This window comes from Cellulomonas wangsupingiae (genome assembly GCF_024508275.1).
Taxonomy (GTDB): Bacteria; Actinomycetota; Actinomycetes; order Actinomycetales; family Cellulomonadaceae; genus Cellulomonas; species Cellulomonas wangsupingiae.
On the sequence record NZ_CP101989.1, the window covers coordinates 759512 to 775406 of the forward strand.

Consider the following 15895-nt stretch of genomic DNA (forward strand, 5'->3'; position numbering starts at 1 on the left):
GCGGGCCGCACCGCAGCAAGGACCAGGGACGGGATGTGCCGTGATCGTCGTGACACGACTGAACGGGGGCAGGTTCGGGGTGAACCCCGACCTGGTCCAACGGGTGGACAGCGCACCCGACACGATCCTCACGCTCGTCGACGGGACGAAGCTCATCGTCCAGGAGACGCTCGAGGAGGTCATCGAGCTCGTCCAGGAGCAGCGTGCGGCGCTGCTCGCCCGGGCCCGTGACGTCGAGCGGCTGCGCGCGGTCCAGGCCGTCCCGGACCTCGAGCACGACACCGGCGAGCCCCCGCCGCCCGTGCAGCTGCGACCGAGGAACCGCTGATGGACCCCGCCGGCATCGTCGGGATCATCGTCGCGTTCGGCGCCATCTTCGCGGCCCTGGTGCTCGAGGGTGCCGACCCGATGTCGATCGTGCTGCCCGCGCCGCTCCTGCTGGTGTGGGGCGGCACGCTGGGCGTCGGCCTGGCCGGGCACACGCTCAAGGACGCCGCCGCCGCCTTCGCCGCCGTGCCCCGCGCCCTGCGCGCCCGGGCACCCCGCGCCGGCGCGAACGTCGACACCGTCGTGCGGCTCGCCGAGCGCGCCCGCCGCGAGGGTCTGCTCGCCCTGGAGGAGGACGCCCGGGCGGTCGAGGACCCGTTCCTGCGCGAGGGGCTGCAGGCCGCGATCGACGGCACCGACCCCGAGGACCTGCGGGTGATCCTCGAGGACCGCATCGCCACCAAGCGCGCGGCCGACCGGGTCAGCTCGAAGTACTTCGTCGACATGGGCGGCTACGCGCCGACGATCGGCATCATCGGCACCGTCATCTCCCTCGTCCACGTGCTCGAGAACCTCGCCGACCCCAGCTCGCTCGGCCACTCCATCGCGGCGGCGTTCGTGGCCACGCTGTGGGGGATCCTGTCGGCCAACGTGGTCTGGCTGCCGCTGGGCACCCGCATCCGGCGGATCTCCGACCTGGAGTGCCGGCAGATGGAGGTCACCCTCGAGGGCCTGCTCGCCGTGCAGTCCGGTGCGAACCCGCGCCTCGTCAGCGAGCGGCTGCGCAGCCTCGTGCCCGACGCCGAGACCCGCTCGTCGCGCACGGAGGCGGCGTGAGCGCCGGCCGCCGTCGTCGCCGCGTCGAGGAGGAGGAGCACGTCAACCACGAGCGGTGGCTCGTCAGCTACTCCGACATGATCACCGTGCTGATGGCGCTGTTCATCGTGCTGTTCGCGATCAGCCAGGTCGACCAGGAGAAGTACATCGCCCTGAGCAAGTCGCTCGCCGCGGGGTTCGGCGACGGTGAGGTCACCGTCTCGACGTCCACGCTGGACGGCAGCGACGGGGTCCTCGACGGCCTGAGGCCGCAGGACCTCGAGGCGCGCGGCGAGGGCACGGCCGGCCTGGTCGAGGCGGACCGCGGGCTCGGCCAGCAGGGCAAGGACCCGGCGCCCGTCGCGTCGGTCGACCCCCAGGTGCTGGCCGCCGCGCAGGCCGAGGCCGCCCACCTCGAGGAGGTCCGCGCCGCCCTGCGCGCGGCGTTGCTCGCGCAGGGCCTGGACTCGGTCGTGCAGATGCGGATCGACGAGCGGGGCCTCGTCCTCGGCCTCGTCGCCGACGACGTGTTCTTCGCCCCCGCGAGCGCCGAGCTGACGGTCACCGCGCGGCAGGTGCTCGACGTCGCCGCGCCGACCCTCGTCTCCCTCGCCGAGCAGGTCACGATCGAGGGCCACGCCAACGTGCTGCCCGTCGGCGGCCGGTACCCCACCAACTGGGAGCTGTCGGCCGACCGTGCGACGCAGGTGCTGCGGCACCTCGTCGAGCGCGACGCCATGCCGCCCGGGCGGGTGTCCGCCGTCGGCTACGGCGACGCGCGCCCGATCGCGCCCGGCATGGACGAGGCGTCGCTGGCCGTCAACCGTCGCGTCGACCTCGTCCTGCTCAGCGACGCACCCGAGAACGTGCGCGCGCTGCTGCCCGCGGTGGTGGCGCCGTGAGCACGTCCGACCCGAGCCCCAGGAGGTGGTGGTGATGCCCACCGAGCAGCGTGTGATGTCCCGGCAGAAGATCGGCGGGGGCGCGACGTCCGCGCGGGTCGTCCCGCCGTCGCAGGAGGCGGCCGACCCCGCGCCGAAGTCCCGCCGGCGCCTGGTGCTGCTGGTGGTCGCCGTCGTGGTCCTCGCGGCCGCCGGAGCTGCCGCGTGGTTCCTGCTGGGCCGCGGCGGCGGCGAGGAGGCGTCCGCGCCGGAGCCGACCGTGGAGGCGGGTGAGGTCGCGCAGGTCGAGGCGATCAGCATCAACCTGGCGGACGGCCACTACCTGCGGCTCGGCCTGGGCCTGCAGCTGACGGCCGACGCGCACGATCCCGACCCGTCGCGCGCGCTGGACCTGGCCATCGCCCAGTACTCCGGCCGCACCGTCGCCGAGGTGTCCGACCCGGCGACGCGCGACGCGCTGAAGACCGAGCTCGCGCAGCGGCTCGCCGAGGCCTACGAGGGCGAGGTGATCGACGTCTACCTGACCAACTACGTCACGCAGTGACGTGATCAGCCGGCGCCACGGAAGGCGCCGCCGCCGCTCCCCGCCGCGCGCGACCGTGCCGCGCGACGCACCGCCCAGGACGGGCGGCGGGAGATCACCACCCCGCACGGTCGGCCCCGGCGTACGCGACCCGTCGCGCGCGCCCGGCGTTTCTCCTCACGACGGGCCGTCGCCCGCCGATGGGACGGTCGTGACGCCGTCCCTGCCCGCGACCGCCGTGCGCCGACGCGCGCGCACCGTCGAGCCCGTGCCCTACGACTTCCGCCGGCCGTTGACCCTGTCGCGCGAGCACGCGCGCCACCTGTCGATGGCGCTGCAGCGGTTCGCGCGCCTGTGGGGCACCCAGCTCACCGCGCGCCTGCGCGCGCTCGTGCAGGTCACGTTCGACGACGTCACGCTCGTGACGTACGACGAGCACGTCGGCAGCCTGCCGACGCCCACCGCCCTGTTCGTGTGCACGGTCGAGCAGCCGCGGGGCACCGCCGTGCTGCAGCTGCCCGTCGCGACGACCCTCGTGTGGGTCGACTACCTGTTCGGCGGCACCGGGCTCGGTGACGACCGCGAGGGCCGTGAGCTCACGGAGATCGAGACCACCGTGGTCGGGGACCTGCTCGCGCACGCGCTCGGCGACCTCGCGTACACGTTCGCGGCGATCATGCCGCTGGAGCTCAGCGTGCGGTCGGTGCAGTACAACCCGCAGTTCGTGCAGGCGGTCGCCGCGACCGACGCCGTCCTGTCGGCGCGCTTCACCCTGCGGGTCGGCGAGGAGCGCGTCGACACCGCGACGCTCATGCTCCCCGCCGAGCCGGTGCTCGCCGCGCTGCGCGCCGAGCAGCGCCCCGAGGGGGACGAGCCGAGCCGCGAACGGGTGGTGCGGGACCGCGCCGACCTCGAGCGGGCGACCCTCGAGGCGCCCGTCGAGGTGGCCGTGCGCTGCACGCCCCGCACCGTGCACCCGCGCGACGTCGTCGACCTCACGGTCGGTGACGTCCTGCCGCTGTCCCACCCCGCGAGCCGGCCCCTGGAGGTCGTCGTCGACGGCGTCGTGCTCGCGCACGCCGCCGCCGGCACCCACGGATCGCGGATCGCCTGCCAGGTCGTGAGCGTCGAGGAGAACCACGCATGAGCACCACGTCCACCGTCTCGCCCCTCGCGGCCGCCACCGCGGCCGCCGCCCTGGTCCCCGCGGAGGTGCCGCTCACCGCCGTGCCGTCGGCCGACGTGCCCCCCGCCGACGCGCCGGCGGTCGTCGCGGCCGTCGTCGGACGCGTCGCCGTCGAGCTCGCCGTCGTGCTCGGGCCGCAGGTCGCCCGCACGCTCGCCGACGGCGTCGACGGTGCCGCGCTCGACCCCGCCGACGCGCTGCGCCCCGCGCTGCAGGCCGCCGCCGGCACGCTCGGCGACGGGGTCCTGGAGCCGGCGCGGCTCACCACGGCCGGCCTCGTCCTCGGCCCCGACAGCGAGGTCGTCGCCCTGCGGGGCGCCGGGCAGACGCTCGCGTGGTTCGTGCTGCGGACGCGGCCCGGTGCCGCGCCGGCCGCGCCGCGTCCCGACCTGCCGACGCAGCGGGGCGCCGCGCTGCGCGCCCTGTACGACGTCGAGCTGACGCTGACCGCGGAGATCGGGCGCACCCGGCTGCCGCTGCGCGAGGTGCTGGACCTCACGCCCGGGACGGTGCTCGAGCTCGACCGGGCCGCGGGCAGCCCCGCCGACGTCGTCGTGAACGGCCGGCTCGTCGCCCGGGGCGAGGTCGTCGTCGTCGACGAGGACTTCGCCGTCCGCATCACCGAGATCGTCAGCGCGCCGGACGCCCACTGATGGACGAGCTCCTGCTGGTCGGCCGTGTGCTGCTGTCCCTCGCGTGCGTCGTCGGGCTGATCTGGTACCTGGCGCGTCGCGTCGGCGCGCGCCGGTCGGTCCGCGACGACCGCGAGCCGACGGTCCGCGTCGTCGACCGGCAGGCGCTCACCCGCGGCTCGGGCGTGGCCGTCGTCGCCGTGGGCAACCGGCGGCTGCTCGTCGGGTTCGCCGAGCAGCAGGTCACGATGCTCACCGAGCTGCGTCCCGTCGCCGATCCCGTCGCGTGGGCCACGAGCACCACGGCCGACGTCCCGACCCCGCACGGGGCGCCCGCCGACGAGACCGCGCGCCCGGCCGCCCTCAGCGGCTCGGTGCTCTCGCCCCAGACGTGGCGGGCGACGGTCCGCGCGCTGCAGGACCGCACGGTGCGGCGATGACGTCCCGGCCGGTGGTGCCGGCCACGCGCACCGACGTCGCGGACGCGCGCGCCCGCCGGCTGCGGCGCGTCCTCGTGCTCGGCCTCGTCCTGGCCGCGCTCGTCGTGCTGCTCGCCGCGCAGGTGGCCACCGCCGGCGGCGCGCACGCGACCGTCGGCCCGACGCCGCCGGCCGCGCCCGACGCGCCCGCGGCACCGGGCGTCGGCGAGGTCACCGTGCAGGTCAACGGCATCAACGGCACGCCGAGCGGCTCGATCGTCGTGCTGCTGGGGATCACGCTGCTGTCCGTCGCACCGTCGCTCCTGCTGCTGACCACCAGCTTCACCAAGATGATCGTGGTGCTCTCGCTGACCCGCAACGCGCTGGGCCTGCAGGGCGTGCCGCCCAACCAGGTGCTCGCCGGGATCGCGCTCTTCCTGTCGCTGTTCGTCATGGCGCCCGTCGTCGGCAGCATCAACGACCTCGGCGTGCAGCCCTACCTCGACGGCAGCCTGACGTTCACGCAGGCCGTCGAGGCCGGTCAGCAGCCCTTGCGGCAGTTCATGCTCGCGCACACCCGCGAGGAGGACATCGCGCTGCTCACGCGCGCCGCGGAGCAGCCGAACCCGCAGACCCCGGCGGACGTGCCGTTCACCGTCCTCGCCCCCGCCTTCCTCCTCTCGGAGCTGCGCGCGGCCTTCATCATGGGCTTCGTCATCTTCGTGCCGTTCCTCGTCATCGACCTGGTCGTCTCGGCCGCGCTCATGGCGATGGGCATGATGATGCTGCCGCCCGTCATGGTGTCGCTGCCGTTCAAGCTGCTGCTGTTCGTGCTCGTCGACGGCTGGGGCCTGGTCGTCACGGCGCTCGTCGGCTCGTACGCCGGGGGCGGGTAGTGGACACCAACGCCGTCCTCGACATCGCGCTGGACGCGCTCGTGCTGGCCGCCAAGCTGGCCGCGCCCGTCCTGGTCACGGCCCTCGTGGTGGGCTTCGTCGTCTCCCTCGTGCAGTCGGTGACGCAGATCCAGGAGGTCACGCTCTCGTTCGTGCCCAAGGCCGTGGCCGCGGGCGCGGCGCTGCTGCTGGCCGGGCACTGGATGATCACCGAGCTCGTGACGTTCACGCACGAGCTGTACGGCCGCATCCCCGCGCTGGTCGGCGGGTGACCCGCCGGTGGACCCCGTCGCCGTCACCCTGCCGCTCGCCGCGGTCGAGACGACCCTGCTCGCGGCCGTGCGCATGACGGCGTTCCTCGTCATCGCGCCGCCGTTCGCGCAGCGCAGCGTGCCCGGGTCGGTGAAGGTCGCGCTCGGCACCGGCCTCGGGCTCGCGGTGGCACCGCGCCTGGACCCGGTGGTGTCGTCCGGCACCGCCGCGTTCTTCGGCAACCTCGTGATGCAGGCGCTCGTGGGCGCCGCGACCGGCTTCCTCGTCTACCTGGTGTTCGCGGCCGTGCAGTCCGCGGGCTCCCTGATCGACCTGTTCGGCGGGTTCCAGGTCGCCATGGCCTTCGACCCGCTGAGCATGACGAACGGCGCTCAGTTCTCACGGCTGTACCAGATGCTCGCGATGGCGCTGCTGTTCGCCTCGGACGGCTACCAGCTCGTCGTCGCGGGCCTGCTGCGCACGTTCGACGTGCTGCCCGTCGGTGAGGTGTTCTCGCCCGCGAGCTACGGCCAGGGCGCCGCCGAAGGGCTCACCGACATGTTCGTCGCCGCGCTGCAGATCGCCGGACCGCTGCTCGTCGTGCTGTTCCTCGCCGACGTCGGCCTCGGCCTGCTGACCCGCGTGTCGCCCGCGCTCAACGCGTTCGCCCTCGGGTTCCCGCTGAAGATCCTGCTGACGCTCACCCTCGGCGGCTTCGCCCTGCTCGCGCTGCCCGACCTCCTCGGCGCGCTCGCGGACGAGGCGGCCACCACCGTGCCGGCGGTGCTCGGATGAGCGGCGGGAGCAGCGGCGAGCGCAGCGAGAAGGCCACCCCCCAGCGGCTCAAGGACGTGCGCCGCAAGGGGCAGCTCGGCCGTTCGCAGGACGTGACGGCGTGGATCGGCCTGGCCGCCGCCGCGCTCATGCTCCCCGGGGTGCTGTCCCGCGCGCAGGGCGCGGCCCTCGACCAGATGGCCCAGGTCCGCGCGGTCGCGGTCACCGCCGACCCGCAGCAGGCCGTCGCGGTGCTGCGCGGCGCCCTGATGTCGGCCGGCGGCACCCTCGCCCCGATGTTCGTGGTGCTCGTGCTGGTCACGGTCGTGGCGGCCGCCGCGCAGGGCGGCGTGCACGCGCGCAGCATGAAGCCCAGGTTCGACCACCTCAAGCCCGCGGCCGTCGGCAAGAAGTTCTTCGGTCCGCAGGCGCTGTGGCAGGGCGTCAAGACGCTGCTGAAGACCCTCGCCGTCGGTGCGGTCCTCTACTCCGGCGTGCAGACGATGGTCCCCACGCTGATGGCGTCGGGCACGCTGCCGCTGTCCGCCGTGCTCGGCGCCGCGGGGGACGGCGCCGCGACGCTGCTGCGCGGCGGCATCGCCGCCGGCGTCGCGCTCGCGTTCGTGGACCTCGTCGTCGTGCTGCGCCGCAACCGCAAGTCGACGCGCATGACCAAGCAGGAGGTCAAGGAGGACCACAAGCGCACCGAGGGCGACCCGCGCATCAAGGGCGCCATCCGCGCGCGGCAGGCCGCGATGAGCCGCAACCGCATGATGGCGGAGGTCGCGCAGGCCGACGTCGTCATGGTCAACCCCACGCACGTGGCCGTCGCGCTGCGGTACGAGCCCGGCACCGGGGCGCCGCGCGTCGTCGCCAAGGGCGCCGGTGCCGTGGCCGCGCGCATCCGCGAGCTCGCGGGCGAGCACCGCGTCCCCCTCGTCGAGGACGTGCCGCTGGCCCGCGCCCTGCACGCCGCGTGCGACGTCGGCCAGGAGATCCCCGAGCACCTGTTCACCGCCGTGGCGCGCGTCCTCGCGTTCGTCATGGCACTGCGCCGGCGCGGCGCGAGCGCCGGGCAGCACCGCGTGCCCGGCGCCCCGGTGCTGCCGCCCGACGCCCCCACCCCGTCCCGAGGCCGGCGCCCGCGCGCCGGCACCACCCCCGCGTCCAGGAGCTGACCGTGGAGAACCGTTCCGTCGCCCGCCTCGCGGTGCCCGTCGGCGTCGTCGGCATCGTCATGATGCTGGTCGTCCCGCTGCCGCCGGCACTGCTCGACGTGCTCATCGTCGTCAACATCACCGGGTCGCTCGTCGTCCTGCTCACCGCGATGTACGTGCGCAAGCCGCTCGACTTCTCGGTGTTCCCGTCCCTCATCCTCGTGCTCACGCTGTTCCGGCTCGGGATCAACGTGGCCAGCACGCGCCTGGTGCTGCGTGACGGCTACGCGGGCGACGTCATCGACGCCTTCGGGCACTTCGTGGTCGGCGGGTCGCTCGTCATCGGGCTCGTGATCTTCCTCATCCTCGTCGTCATCCAGTTCGTCGTCATCACCAGCGGCGCCGGGCGCGTGGCCGAGGTCGGCGCGCGGTTCACGCTCGACGCGATGCCCGGCAAGCAGATGGCGATCGACGCGGACCTCAACTCGGGCCTCATCGACGAGGAGTCCGCGCGCCGCCGCCGGGCCGAGATCTCCGCCGAGGCCGACTTCTACGGCGCGATGGACGGTGGCTCGAAGTTCGTCAAGGGCGACGCGGTCGCGGGCATCGTCATCACGGTCATCAACCTCGTCGGCGGGTTCGCGGTCGGCATGCTCCAGATGGGCATGTCCGCCGGCGAGGCGATCGAGCGGTTCAGCCTGCTGACCATCGGCGACGGCCTGGTCACCCAGATCCCGGCGCTGCTGCTGTCGGTGGCCACGGGCATCGTCGTCACGCGCGCCACCGCCGAGGGCGACATGGGCACGGCCGCGGCGACGCAGCTCACGCAGTCCCGCACCGCGCTGACGGTCGCCGGCACGGCCGCCGTCGCGCTCGCGCTGCTGCCCGGCATGCCCAAGGTGCCGTTCCTGCTGGTCGGGACCGTGCTGCTCATCGGCGCGCAGCGCGTCGGCGCACGCGACAAGGCCGAGGCGCAGGCCGCGGCGGCCCCCGAGGCGACGGAGGTGACCGCACCCGTCGGCGACACCCCCGAGCAGCTCATCGAGCAGATGCGCGTGCACACCCTCGAGATCCTGCTGGCGCCCGACCTCGTCGACCTCGTCGGCGCGGGCCCCGACCGGGACCTGCTCGCGCGCGTCCGCGCGCTGCGCCGCAAGGTCGCGCTCGACCTCGGCATCGTCGTGCCCCCGGTGCGCACGCGCGACAGCGTCGACCTGCCCCCGTCCACGTACGTCGTGCGCGTCGCGGGCGTCGAGGTGGGCCGCGGGCAGGCACCCCCCGGGCGGGTGCTCGCCCTGGGCGACGACCTGGCCGCGCTGCCGGGCGCGACCGTGTCCGAGCCCGTCTTCGGGCTGCCCGGCAAGTGGGTGCCGGCCGAGCTGCGGCACACCGCCGAGATCTCCGGGGCGACGGTCGTCGACCGCGTGTCCGTGCTGGTCACGCACCTGTCGGCGCTCGTCCAGGAGCACGCCGCGCGCCTGCTGGGCCGCGAGGACGTGCGCGTCCTGACCGAAGGGCTCAAGCAGGTCAACCCGTCGGTCGTCGAGGAGCTCGTGCCGTCGCTGCTCTCGCTCGGCGAGGTGCAGCGCGTCCTGCAGGGGCTGCTCGCCGAGCAGGTCGCGATCCGCGACCTCGGCCGCGTCTACGAGGCGCTGACGCTGCGGGCCCGGGTGTCGACCGACCCCGAAGGGCTCGTCGAGGCGGCCCGCGTGGCGCTCGGCCCGGCGCTCGCCGCGCCGTACGTGCAGGACGGCACCCTGCGGGTGGTGACGCTCGAGCCCATGCTGGAGCACCAGCTCGCCGAGAGCGTGCGACCGGGGGAGCAGGGCAGCCAGCTGCTCGTCGAGCCGCAGCGGCTCGACGCTCTCCTGACGCAGCTGCGTGCCGCCGTGGCCCGCGCCGAGGCGGAGGGCCGCGGCGTCGTGCTCGCCTGCTCGCCGGCGATCCGGCCGGCGCTGCGCCGGCTGGTCGCGCTCGCCGACCCCCGCCTGCCGGTGCTGTCGTACACCGAGGTCACGGCCGCGGGCGTCCGGGTGGACGCCGTCGGGGTGGTGAACGGTGACCACGCGATTGCTGCTTGAGGGCCCCGACCTCTCCGAGCTCGTGGCCCAGGTGCGCGAGCAGCTCGGCCCCGGCGCCCGCATCGTGCGGGCCGAGCGGGTGCGCTCCGGCGGCTTCGCGGGGTTCTTCGCGACCGAGCGCTTCGAGGTGACCGTCGACGTGCCCGACGAGGTGCCGCGACCCTCCCGCGTCGCGGCACCGCGCCCGGCCGCCGCGGCGCCCGTCGGCGGTATCGACGGGCTGCTCGCCGCGGCGGACGCCGCCGACGGGCCCGTCGGCGACCCCACGCCGGCCCTCGACCCCGACGCCCCCGCCGCGGTGTCCACGACGTCGCGGGAGTTCGCGGCCGTGCTGGACCAGGTGCGCACGCTCGTCGGGGTGCCGCTGCCCGACGTGGTCGTCCCCGCGCCGGCGAGGGCCGCGGCCCTCACCGGTCCCCGCGCGCGCCCCCCGGTCCCGGCCACTGCCCCGCCCGCCCGGCCGGCGGACGCGGCCGACGCGGGCCCGGCCGACGCGGGCGCGAACGGTGGCCTGCGGGCCGAGCTGCTCCGCCTCGGGGTGCCCGCCCGGCTGCTCGGTCCCGGACCGGTGACCCTCGGGGCCGTGCTCGGCCGGCTGCCCGCACCCCCGGCACCGCCGCGCGGCGTCGGCCAGGTCCTCGTCGTCGCCGGCGAGGGCGACGGCCCGCTCACCGTCGCGCGCACGCTCGCGCTGCGCTGGCGGCTGCCCGACGCACGCGTGCACGAGGTCGACGCGGGCGGCCCGGTGACCGCCCTGCCGCGCGACGGCGGCACCGCGCAGGTCGTGGCGCTGCGGACCGGCCACGAGCACCAGGACCGCGCGCGGGCGGCCCGTGCGCTCGCGGTGCTCGGCGCCGACCAGGTGTGGGCGGTCGTCGACGCGCGGACCAAGCCCGCGGACGTCGCGGCGTGGGTCGCGGCCGTGGGCGTCGAACGGCGCGTGGACGCCCTGGCGGTGCACGGCCTGCTCGACACGGCCGCACCCGGCACGGTCCTCGAGGCGGGAGTTCCCGTCGCGTGGGTCGACGGCGTGCCCGCGTCACGCCTGGTGTGGGCGGCGGCGCTGGGGCAGGAGCTCGACACCGCGCTCGGCTGACCTGCGGGGCGACGCGGCCGGCGCGGGGTAGTGTCGACGGATGCTCGTGCTCACCCGTCGTGTCGGCGAGAGCCTCGTGATCGGGGACGACGTCGTGGTCACCGTCCTGGAGGTGCGCGCCGACGGCGTGCGCCTGGGGATCGACGCGCCGCGGTCGGTGCGCGTGCACCGCTCCGAGGTGCTGGAGGCCGTGCGGCTCGAGAACGCGCGGGCCGTCGAGGCCGACGACGCCGCGGCCGACGCCCTGCGCGGGCTGCTGCCCACCCCGCGGAGCGAGGGCGAGGGCACCGGCGCCTGACGGGTCGGCGCCGCACCGCGCCGCTGCGGCCGACAGGTCCGGCGCGACGCCTCAGCCCGGCCGCGCACCGGCCGATGGGCCCTGCGTCTGGCGCGGCCGCGCCTGCCGTCGGGAGGTGCGCGCATGGACGACGTCGACGACATCGTCCGCGAGTTCCTCGTCGAGTCCCACGAGAACCTCGACCAGCTCGACCGCGACCTCGTCGCCCTCGAGGAGCGCCCGGGGGACCGGCCCCTGCTGTCGAGCGTGTTCCGCACGATCCACACCATCAAGGGCACCAGCGGCTTCCTCGCGTTCGGCGGCCTGGAGCGTCTGACGCACGTGGGCGAGAGCCTGCTCGTCGAGCTGCGCGACGGCCGGCGGTCCATGGACCAGCCGACGACCGACGTCCTGCTGGCCGTGGTCGACCGCGTCCGCGACCTGCTGAGCGCGATCGAGGCCGACGGCACCGAGGGTGCCGTCCTCGTCGACGACGTGGTCGCGGCCGTCGAGGCGCTGCGCGCGGCGCCCGCACCCCTCGTCGCGGTGCCGGCGGTGCTGCCCGCGCCGCACCCGGCGCCCGAGGCGGCCGCCGTGCCGGTGGCGTCCGCGCCGGTGGCCGCCGTGCCGGTGGCGTCCGTGCCGGTGGCGGCCCGTGCCGTGCCGGAGGAGGTCGCGGCCGCACCCGTCACCGCGGCGCCCGCACCCGCACCCGCACCTGCGGCCCTCGCACCTGCCACCGCGGCGCCCGCGTCCGTCGCCGCGCCCGTCACCGCTCCCGCGCCCGCTCCCGCCGCCGCGCCCGACGGCCACGGACCGGCGCGCAGCATCGGCGAGTCGGCGATCCGCGTCGACGTCGACCTCCTCGACGCGCTCGTCCGGCAGGTCGGTGAGCTCGTCCTCGCGCGCAACCGCATCAGCCTGCTGGCCGCGGCGTCGCAGGACGTCGCGCTCCTGCGCGGCGCCCAGCGCCTCGACCTCATCGCGGGCGAGCTGCAGGAGGGCGTCATGCGCACGCGCATGCAGCCCATCGAGCACCTGTGGTCCAAGATGCCGCGCATCGTGCGGGACCTCGCGGCGACGTGCGGGCGCGAGGTGCACCTCGAGATGTCCGGGGGTGACACCGAGCTCGACCGCGGGCTGCTGGAGGCCGTGAAGGACCCCCTGACGCACCTGGTGCGCAACGCCGTGGACCACGGTGTCGAGGCCCCCGACGTGCGGCTCGCCGCGGGCAAGCCCGCCAAGGGCCTGCTCTCGCTGCGCGCGTACCACACGGGTGGCCAGGTGGTCGTGGAGGTCGCCGACGACGGCAAGGGCATCGACCCGCTCGTCGTGGGGCGGGCCGCCGTGACGCGCGGCCTGCGGACCCCCGCCCAGGTGGCCGCCGCGAGCCCGGCGGAGCTGCTGCGGCTGCTGTTCCTGCCGGGGTTCTCCACCGCGTCGGCCGTCACCCACGTGTCGGGGCGCGGCGTCGGCATGGACGTGGTCCTCACCCACGTCGAGGCGGTCGGCGGGACGGTGGACGTGGAGTCGACCGTGGGCGTCGGGACCGTGTGGCGCCTGCGCGTCCCGCTGACGCTGGCGATCATGCCCGCGCTGACGCTCGAGTGCGCCGGCGACGTCTTCGCGCTGCCGCAGGTCGACCTGCTGGAGCTCGTCGCGATCGACGAGGCCCGGGGCGTCGGCGGCATCGAGCACGTGCACGGCGCGCGGGTGCACCGCCTGCGGGGCGAGCTGCTGCCGCTGGTCCCGCTCGCCGAGGTGCTCGGGGTCGGGACCGGTCCGGCCGAGGGCGTCCCCGCGTCGGCCGGGGTGATCGCCGTGGTCCAGGCCGAGCGGCGGTACGGGCTGCTGGTGGACCGCGTGCTGAGCACCGAGGAGATCGTCGTCAAGGCGCTGGCCGCCCGGCTGAAGCCCCTGGGGGTCTACGCGGGGGCGACCGTGCTCGGCGACGGACGCGTCTCGCTCATCCTCGACGTCCAGGCGATCGCGCGGCGCGCGATGGTCGCCGACGTCCCCGACGACGCCGTCGCCACGCACGCCCGGTCGGCCACGACCGCCCCGACGAGCCCCGTGCTGGTCGTCGGCGTGGGCGACGACCGTCGCGTCGCGCTGCCGCTGGCGCAGGTCGCGCGGCTCGAGCAGCTGCGCGCGGACCAGGTCGAGCGGGTCGGCGGGCGCGAGGTCGTCCGCTACCGCGGCACGGTCCTGCCGCTCGTCCGCCTCGACGCCCTGCTCGGGGCGTCCGGCGCGGGCGGCGACGAGCTGCTCGTCGTCGTCCTCGAGCGCGGCGGACGGACCGCGGGCCTCGTGGTCGAGGACATCGTCGACATCCTGCAGGACAGCAGCGCCGACCACAGCGACGTCGCGGACCACGGCCTGCTCGGCGCGACCGTGCTGGACGGACGGGTCACCGAGCTGCTCGACCTGCGCGCGGCGGTGCTCGCCGCCGACCCCGCGTTCTACGACGAGGCGGTCCCTGCCGTGCCCGGCCCGGCCGACCTCGTGGGGGCGACGACGTGAGCCAGTACGTGACGTTCACCCTCGCCGACGCGCTGTACGGCGTCGACGTGATGCGCGTGCAGGAGGTCCTGCGGGTGCGGGCGCGCACGCGTGTGCCCCTCGCGCCGCCCGACGTCGCCGGGCTGGTCAACCTGCGCGGCCAGGTCGTCCTCACGATCGACCTGCGCACCCGTCTCGGCCTCGCGCCGCTCGTCGACGACGAGCCGACCATGGTGGTCGTCCAGGTGGCGGGCGAGGCGGTCAGCCTGCTGGTCGACGCCGTCGGCGACGTCGTCGAGGTCGGCCCCGACACCTACGAGCCGCCCCCGCCGACGCTCGCACCGCACCTGCGGGTCGTCATCCGCGGCACCCACAAGCTCGAGCACCGCCTCCTGCTGGTCCTCGACGTCGACGCCGCGGTCGCGCCGCACCCCGCCGGCCCCGCCCTCACCCCCACCCTGGAGCCCCGATGAGCACGTCCTACACCGCGTCCCGCCGGCGCCGGCGCCTGACCGGCTGGTTCGTCGACCGGTCCGTGCAGACGAAGATCCTGGCCGTCGTGGGCTTCATGGCGGTCGTGTCGGTGGGCAACGCCGCCTTCTCGTTCGTGCAGCTGGAGACGACCGCCGCCGACACGCGGGGTCTCGTGCGGGTCGAGCAGACGCTGGCCGCCGCGCGCGACACCGTCCACCAGGACCAGCTCAAGGCGCGCCTGATCGTCGCGCAGCTCGCCGCCATGACGGACGAGGACGACGAGGACCGCTGGCTGGCCACCCAGACCGAGAACGACGCGGAGCTCGCCGCGTCCGCCGCCGCCGTCGAGGCCGCGATGCAGGGGCAGGAGAGCAAGAGCTGGACCGCCTTCTGGTCGGGCTACCAGGACTGGGTCGCGTACCGCGACGCCACGCTGGTGCCCCTCGCGCTCGCGGACGACCTCGCGGCGTACGAGATCGCCGAGGCGGGGATCAGCCAGTCGATGGTCGAGGGGTACCTGGGGCACCTCGACGCGTTCGCGGCCGAGATCCGCGCCTACATGGACACCACCGCGGACGCCGCGACCAGCCGCGCCACGCGGGCGGGCCTCGCCGTGGGCGGTGCGGCCGCCCTCGCGCTCCTGGTGTCCCTGCCGGTGGCGTTCTGGCTCGCGCGGTCCGTGCGCCGGTCGGTCCGCGAGGTGCAGCAGTCCGTCGTCGCGATGGCCGGTGGCGACTTCACGCGCCGCCCGCGGGTCACCCAGCACGACGAGCTCGGACGCATGGCGGTGCAGCTGGGCGCGGCGCAGGACGCGGTGCGTCAGACGCTCGCCGGTGTCGTCGAGTCCGCGGGCGCCGTCGCGGCGGCGGCCGAGGAGCTCGCGGCCGCGTCCGGGCAGGTCGCGTCCGCGTCGGAGGAGACGAGCATGCAGGCGGGCGTCGTCGCGGCCGCGGCCGAGCAGGTCTCGGGCAACGTCCAGGCGGTGGCGACGGGGGCCGAGCAGATGGGCGCCTCGATCCGCGAGATCGCGCAGAACGCGTCCGACGCGGCCAAGGTCGCGCAGGCGGCGACGGGTGCGGCGGCGTCGGCGAACGACTCGGTGTCACGGCTCGGCGCCTCGAGCGCGGAGATCGGCAACGTCGTCAAGCTCATCACGCAGATCGCCGAGCAGACCAACCTCCTCGCGCTCAACGCGACGATCGAGGCGGCGCGGGCGGGCGAGGCGGGCAAGGGCTTCGCCGTCGTCGCCAGCGAGGTCAAGGAGCTGGCGCAGGAGACGGCGCGGGCGACCGAGGACATCGCGCGCCGCGTCGAGGCGATCCAGGCCGACACGTCCGGAGCCGTCGGCGCGATCGGCCAGATCGGCTCGATCATCGCGGACATCAACGACTACCAGCTGACCATCGCCTCGGCCGTGGAGGAGCAGACCGCCACGACCAACGAGATGTCACGCGGGGTCGTCGAGGCCGCCGCGGGCTCGGGCGAGATCGCGTCGAACATCACCGGCGTCGCGACGTCGGCACGCACGTCCTCGCAGGTGCTGGTGCAGATGGGCGACTCGGTCGCCGAGCTCGCGCGCCTCTCGGACGACCTGCGCGGCCGCGTCGCGACGTTCACGTACTGACCCGCCGCACGCCCACC

The 15895-nt window shown here is 75.5% G+C and carries 17 protein-coding genes; all 17 read left to right on the forward strand.

Annotation, left to right across the window (positions count from 1 at the left end; genetic code table 11):
* Positions 1–49: 49 nt before the first annotated feature.
* The 17 genes from NP075_RS03650 (at position 50) to NP075_RS03730 (ending at position 15878) form a co-directional block, all read left to right on the forward strand.
* A complete protein-coding gene (locus NP075_RS03650; protein ID WP_227563903.1) occupies positions 50–328 on the forward strand; it encodes a flagellar FlbD family protein in 279 nt (92 codons plus the stop codon).
* The gene (locus NP075_RS03655) at positions 328–1104 is read left to right on the forward strand and encodes a motility protein A (protein ID WP_227563904.1); all 777 of its coding nucleotides are present in this window, start codon (positions 328–330) and stop codon (positions 1102–1104) included. The genes NP075_RS03650 and NP075_RS03655 overlap by 1 nt, the downstream gene beginning before the upstream one ends.
* Positions 1101–1985 (forward strand): OmpA/MotB family protein, encoded by an 885-nt coding sequence (locus tag NP075_RS03660; RefSeq protein WP_227563905.1) that lies wholly within the window; start codon positions 1101–1103, stop codon positions 1983–1985. Before NP075_RS03655 ends, NP075_RS03660 begins: the two co-directional genes overlap by 4 nt.
* A 34-nt stretch (positions 1986–2019) precedes the next feature.
* Complete coding sequence (locus NP075_RS03665; protein WP_227563906.1) at positions 2020–2529, forward strand: flagellar basal body-associated FliL family protein; 510 nt, start codon at positions 2020–2022, stop codon at positions 2527–2529.
* Between the two features lie 190 nt (positions 2530–2719).
* Positions 2720–3655 carry a flagellar motor switch protein FliM gene (locus tag NP075_RS03670; protein ID WP_227563907.1) on the forward strand — a complete coding sequence of 312 codons (936 nt, stop codon included), beginning with the start codon at positions 2720–2722 and terminating at the stop codon, positions 3653–3655.
* Positions 3652–4347, forward strand: a complete 696-nt coding sequence (gene fliN, locus NP075_RS03675; RefSeq protein WP_227563908.1) for a flagellar motor switch protein FliN — start codon at positions 3652–3654, stop codon at positions 4345–4347. Before NP075_RS03670 ends, fliN begins: the two co-directional genes overlap by 4 nt.
* Positions 4347–4766, forward strand: a complete 420-nt coding sequence (locus NP075_RS03680; RefSeq protein WP_227563909.1) for a FliO/MopB family protein — start codon at positions 4347–4349, stop codon at positions 4764–4766. Before fliN ends, NP075_RS03680 begins: the two co-directional genes overlap by 1 nt.
* Positions 4763–5641, forward strand: coding sequence for a flagellar type III secretion system pore protein FliP (gene fliP / locus NP075_RS03685; RefSeq protein ID WP_227563910.1), 879 nt, complete (start codon positions 4763–4765; stop codon positions 5639–5641). The genes NP075_RS03680 and fliP overlap by 4 nt, the downstream gene beginning before the upstream one ends.
* The gene (gene fliQ, locus NP075_RS03690; protein WP_227563911.1) at positions 5641–5913 is read left to right on the forward strand and encodes a flagellar biosynthesis protein FliQ; all 273 of its coding nucleotides are present in this window, start codon (positions 5641–5643) and stop codon (positions 5911–5913) included. The genes fliP and fliQ overlap by 1 nt, the downstream gene beginning before the upstream one ends.
* Positions 5914–5920: 7 nt before the next feature.
* Positions 5921–6688, forward strand: coding sequence for a flagellar biosynthetic protein FliR (locus NP075_RS03695; protein WP_227563912.1), 768 nt, complete (start codon positions 5921–5923; stop codon positions 6686–6688).
* Positions 6685–7845: an EscU/YscU/HrcU family type III secretion system export apparatus switch protein gene (locus NP075_RS03700; protein WP_227563913.1), complete on the forward strand. Its 1161-nt coding sequence runs from the start codon at positions 6685–6687 to the stop codon at positions 7843–7845. The genes NP075_RS03695 and NP075_RS03700 overlap by 4 nt, the downstream gene beginning before the upstream one ends.
* Positions 7846–7847: 2 nt before the next feature.
* Entirely contained in the window at positions 7848–9905 is a 2058-nt protein-coding gene (locus NP075_RS03705) for a flagellar biosynthesis protein FlhA (protein WP_227563914.1), read from the forward strand.
* Positions 9883–11001 (forward strand): hypothetical protein, encoded by a 1119-nt coding sequence (locus NP075_RS03710; protein WP_256791474.1) that lies wholly within the window; start codon positions 9883–9885, stop codon positions 10999–11001. Before NP075_RS03705 ends, NP075_RS03710 begins: the two co-directional genes overlap by 23 nt.
* A 40-nt stretch (positions 11002–11041) precedes the next feature.
* Positions 11042–11299 carry a carbon storage regulator CsrA gene (csrA, locus tag NP075_RS03715; protein WP_227563916.1) on the forward strand — a complete coding sequence of 86 codons (258 nt, stop codon included), beginning with the start codon at positions 11042–11044 and terminating at the stop codon, positions 11297–11299.
* Positions 11300–11422: 123 nt separating this feature from the next.
* Positions 11423–13801, forward strand: a complete 2379-nt coding sequence (locus tag NP075_RS03720; protein ID WP_227563918.1) for a chemotaxis protein CheW — start codon at positions 11423–11425, stop codon at positions 13799–13801.
* Positions 13798–14253, forward strand: coding sequence for a chemotaxis protein CheW (locus NP075_RS03725; protein WP_227563920.1), 456 nt, complete (start codon positions 13798–13800; stop codon positions 14251–14253). The genes NP075_RS03720 and NP075_RS03725 overlap by 4 nt, the downstream gene beginning before the upstream one ends.
* Positions 14250–15878 (forward strand): methyl-accepting chemotaxis protein, encoded by a 1629-nt coding sequence (locus NP075_RS03730; RefSeq protein WP_227563921.1) that lies wholly within the window; start codon positions 14250–14252, stop codon positions 15876–15878. Before NP075_RS03725 ends, NP075_RS03730 begins: the two co-directional genes overlap by 4 nt.
* Positions 15879–15895: the final 17 nt, after the last annotated feature.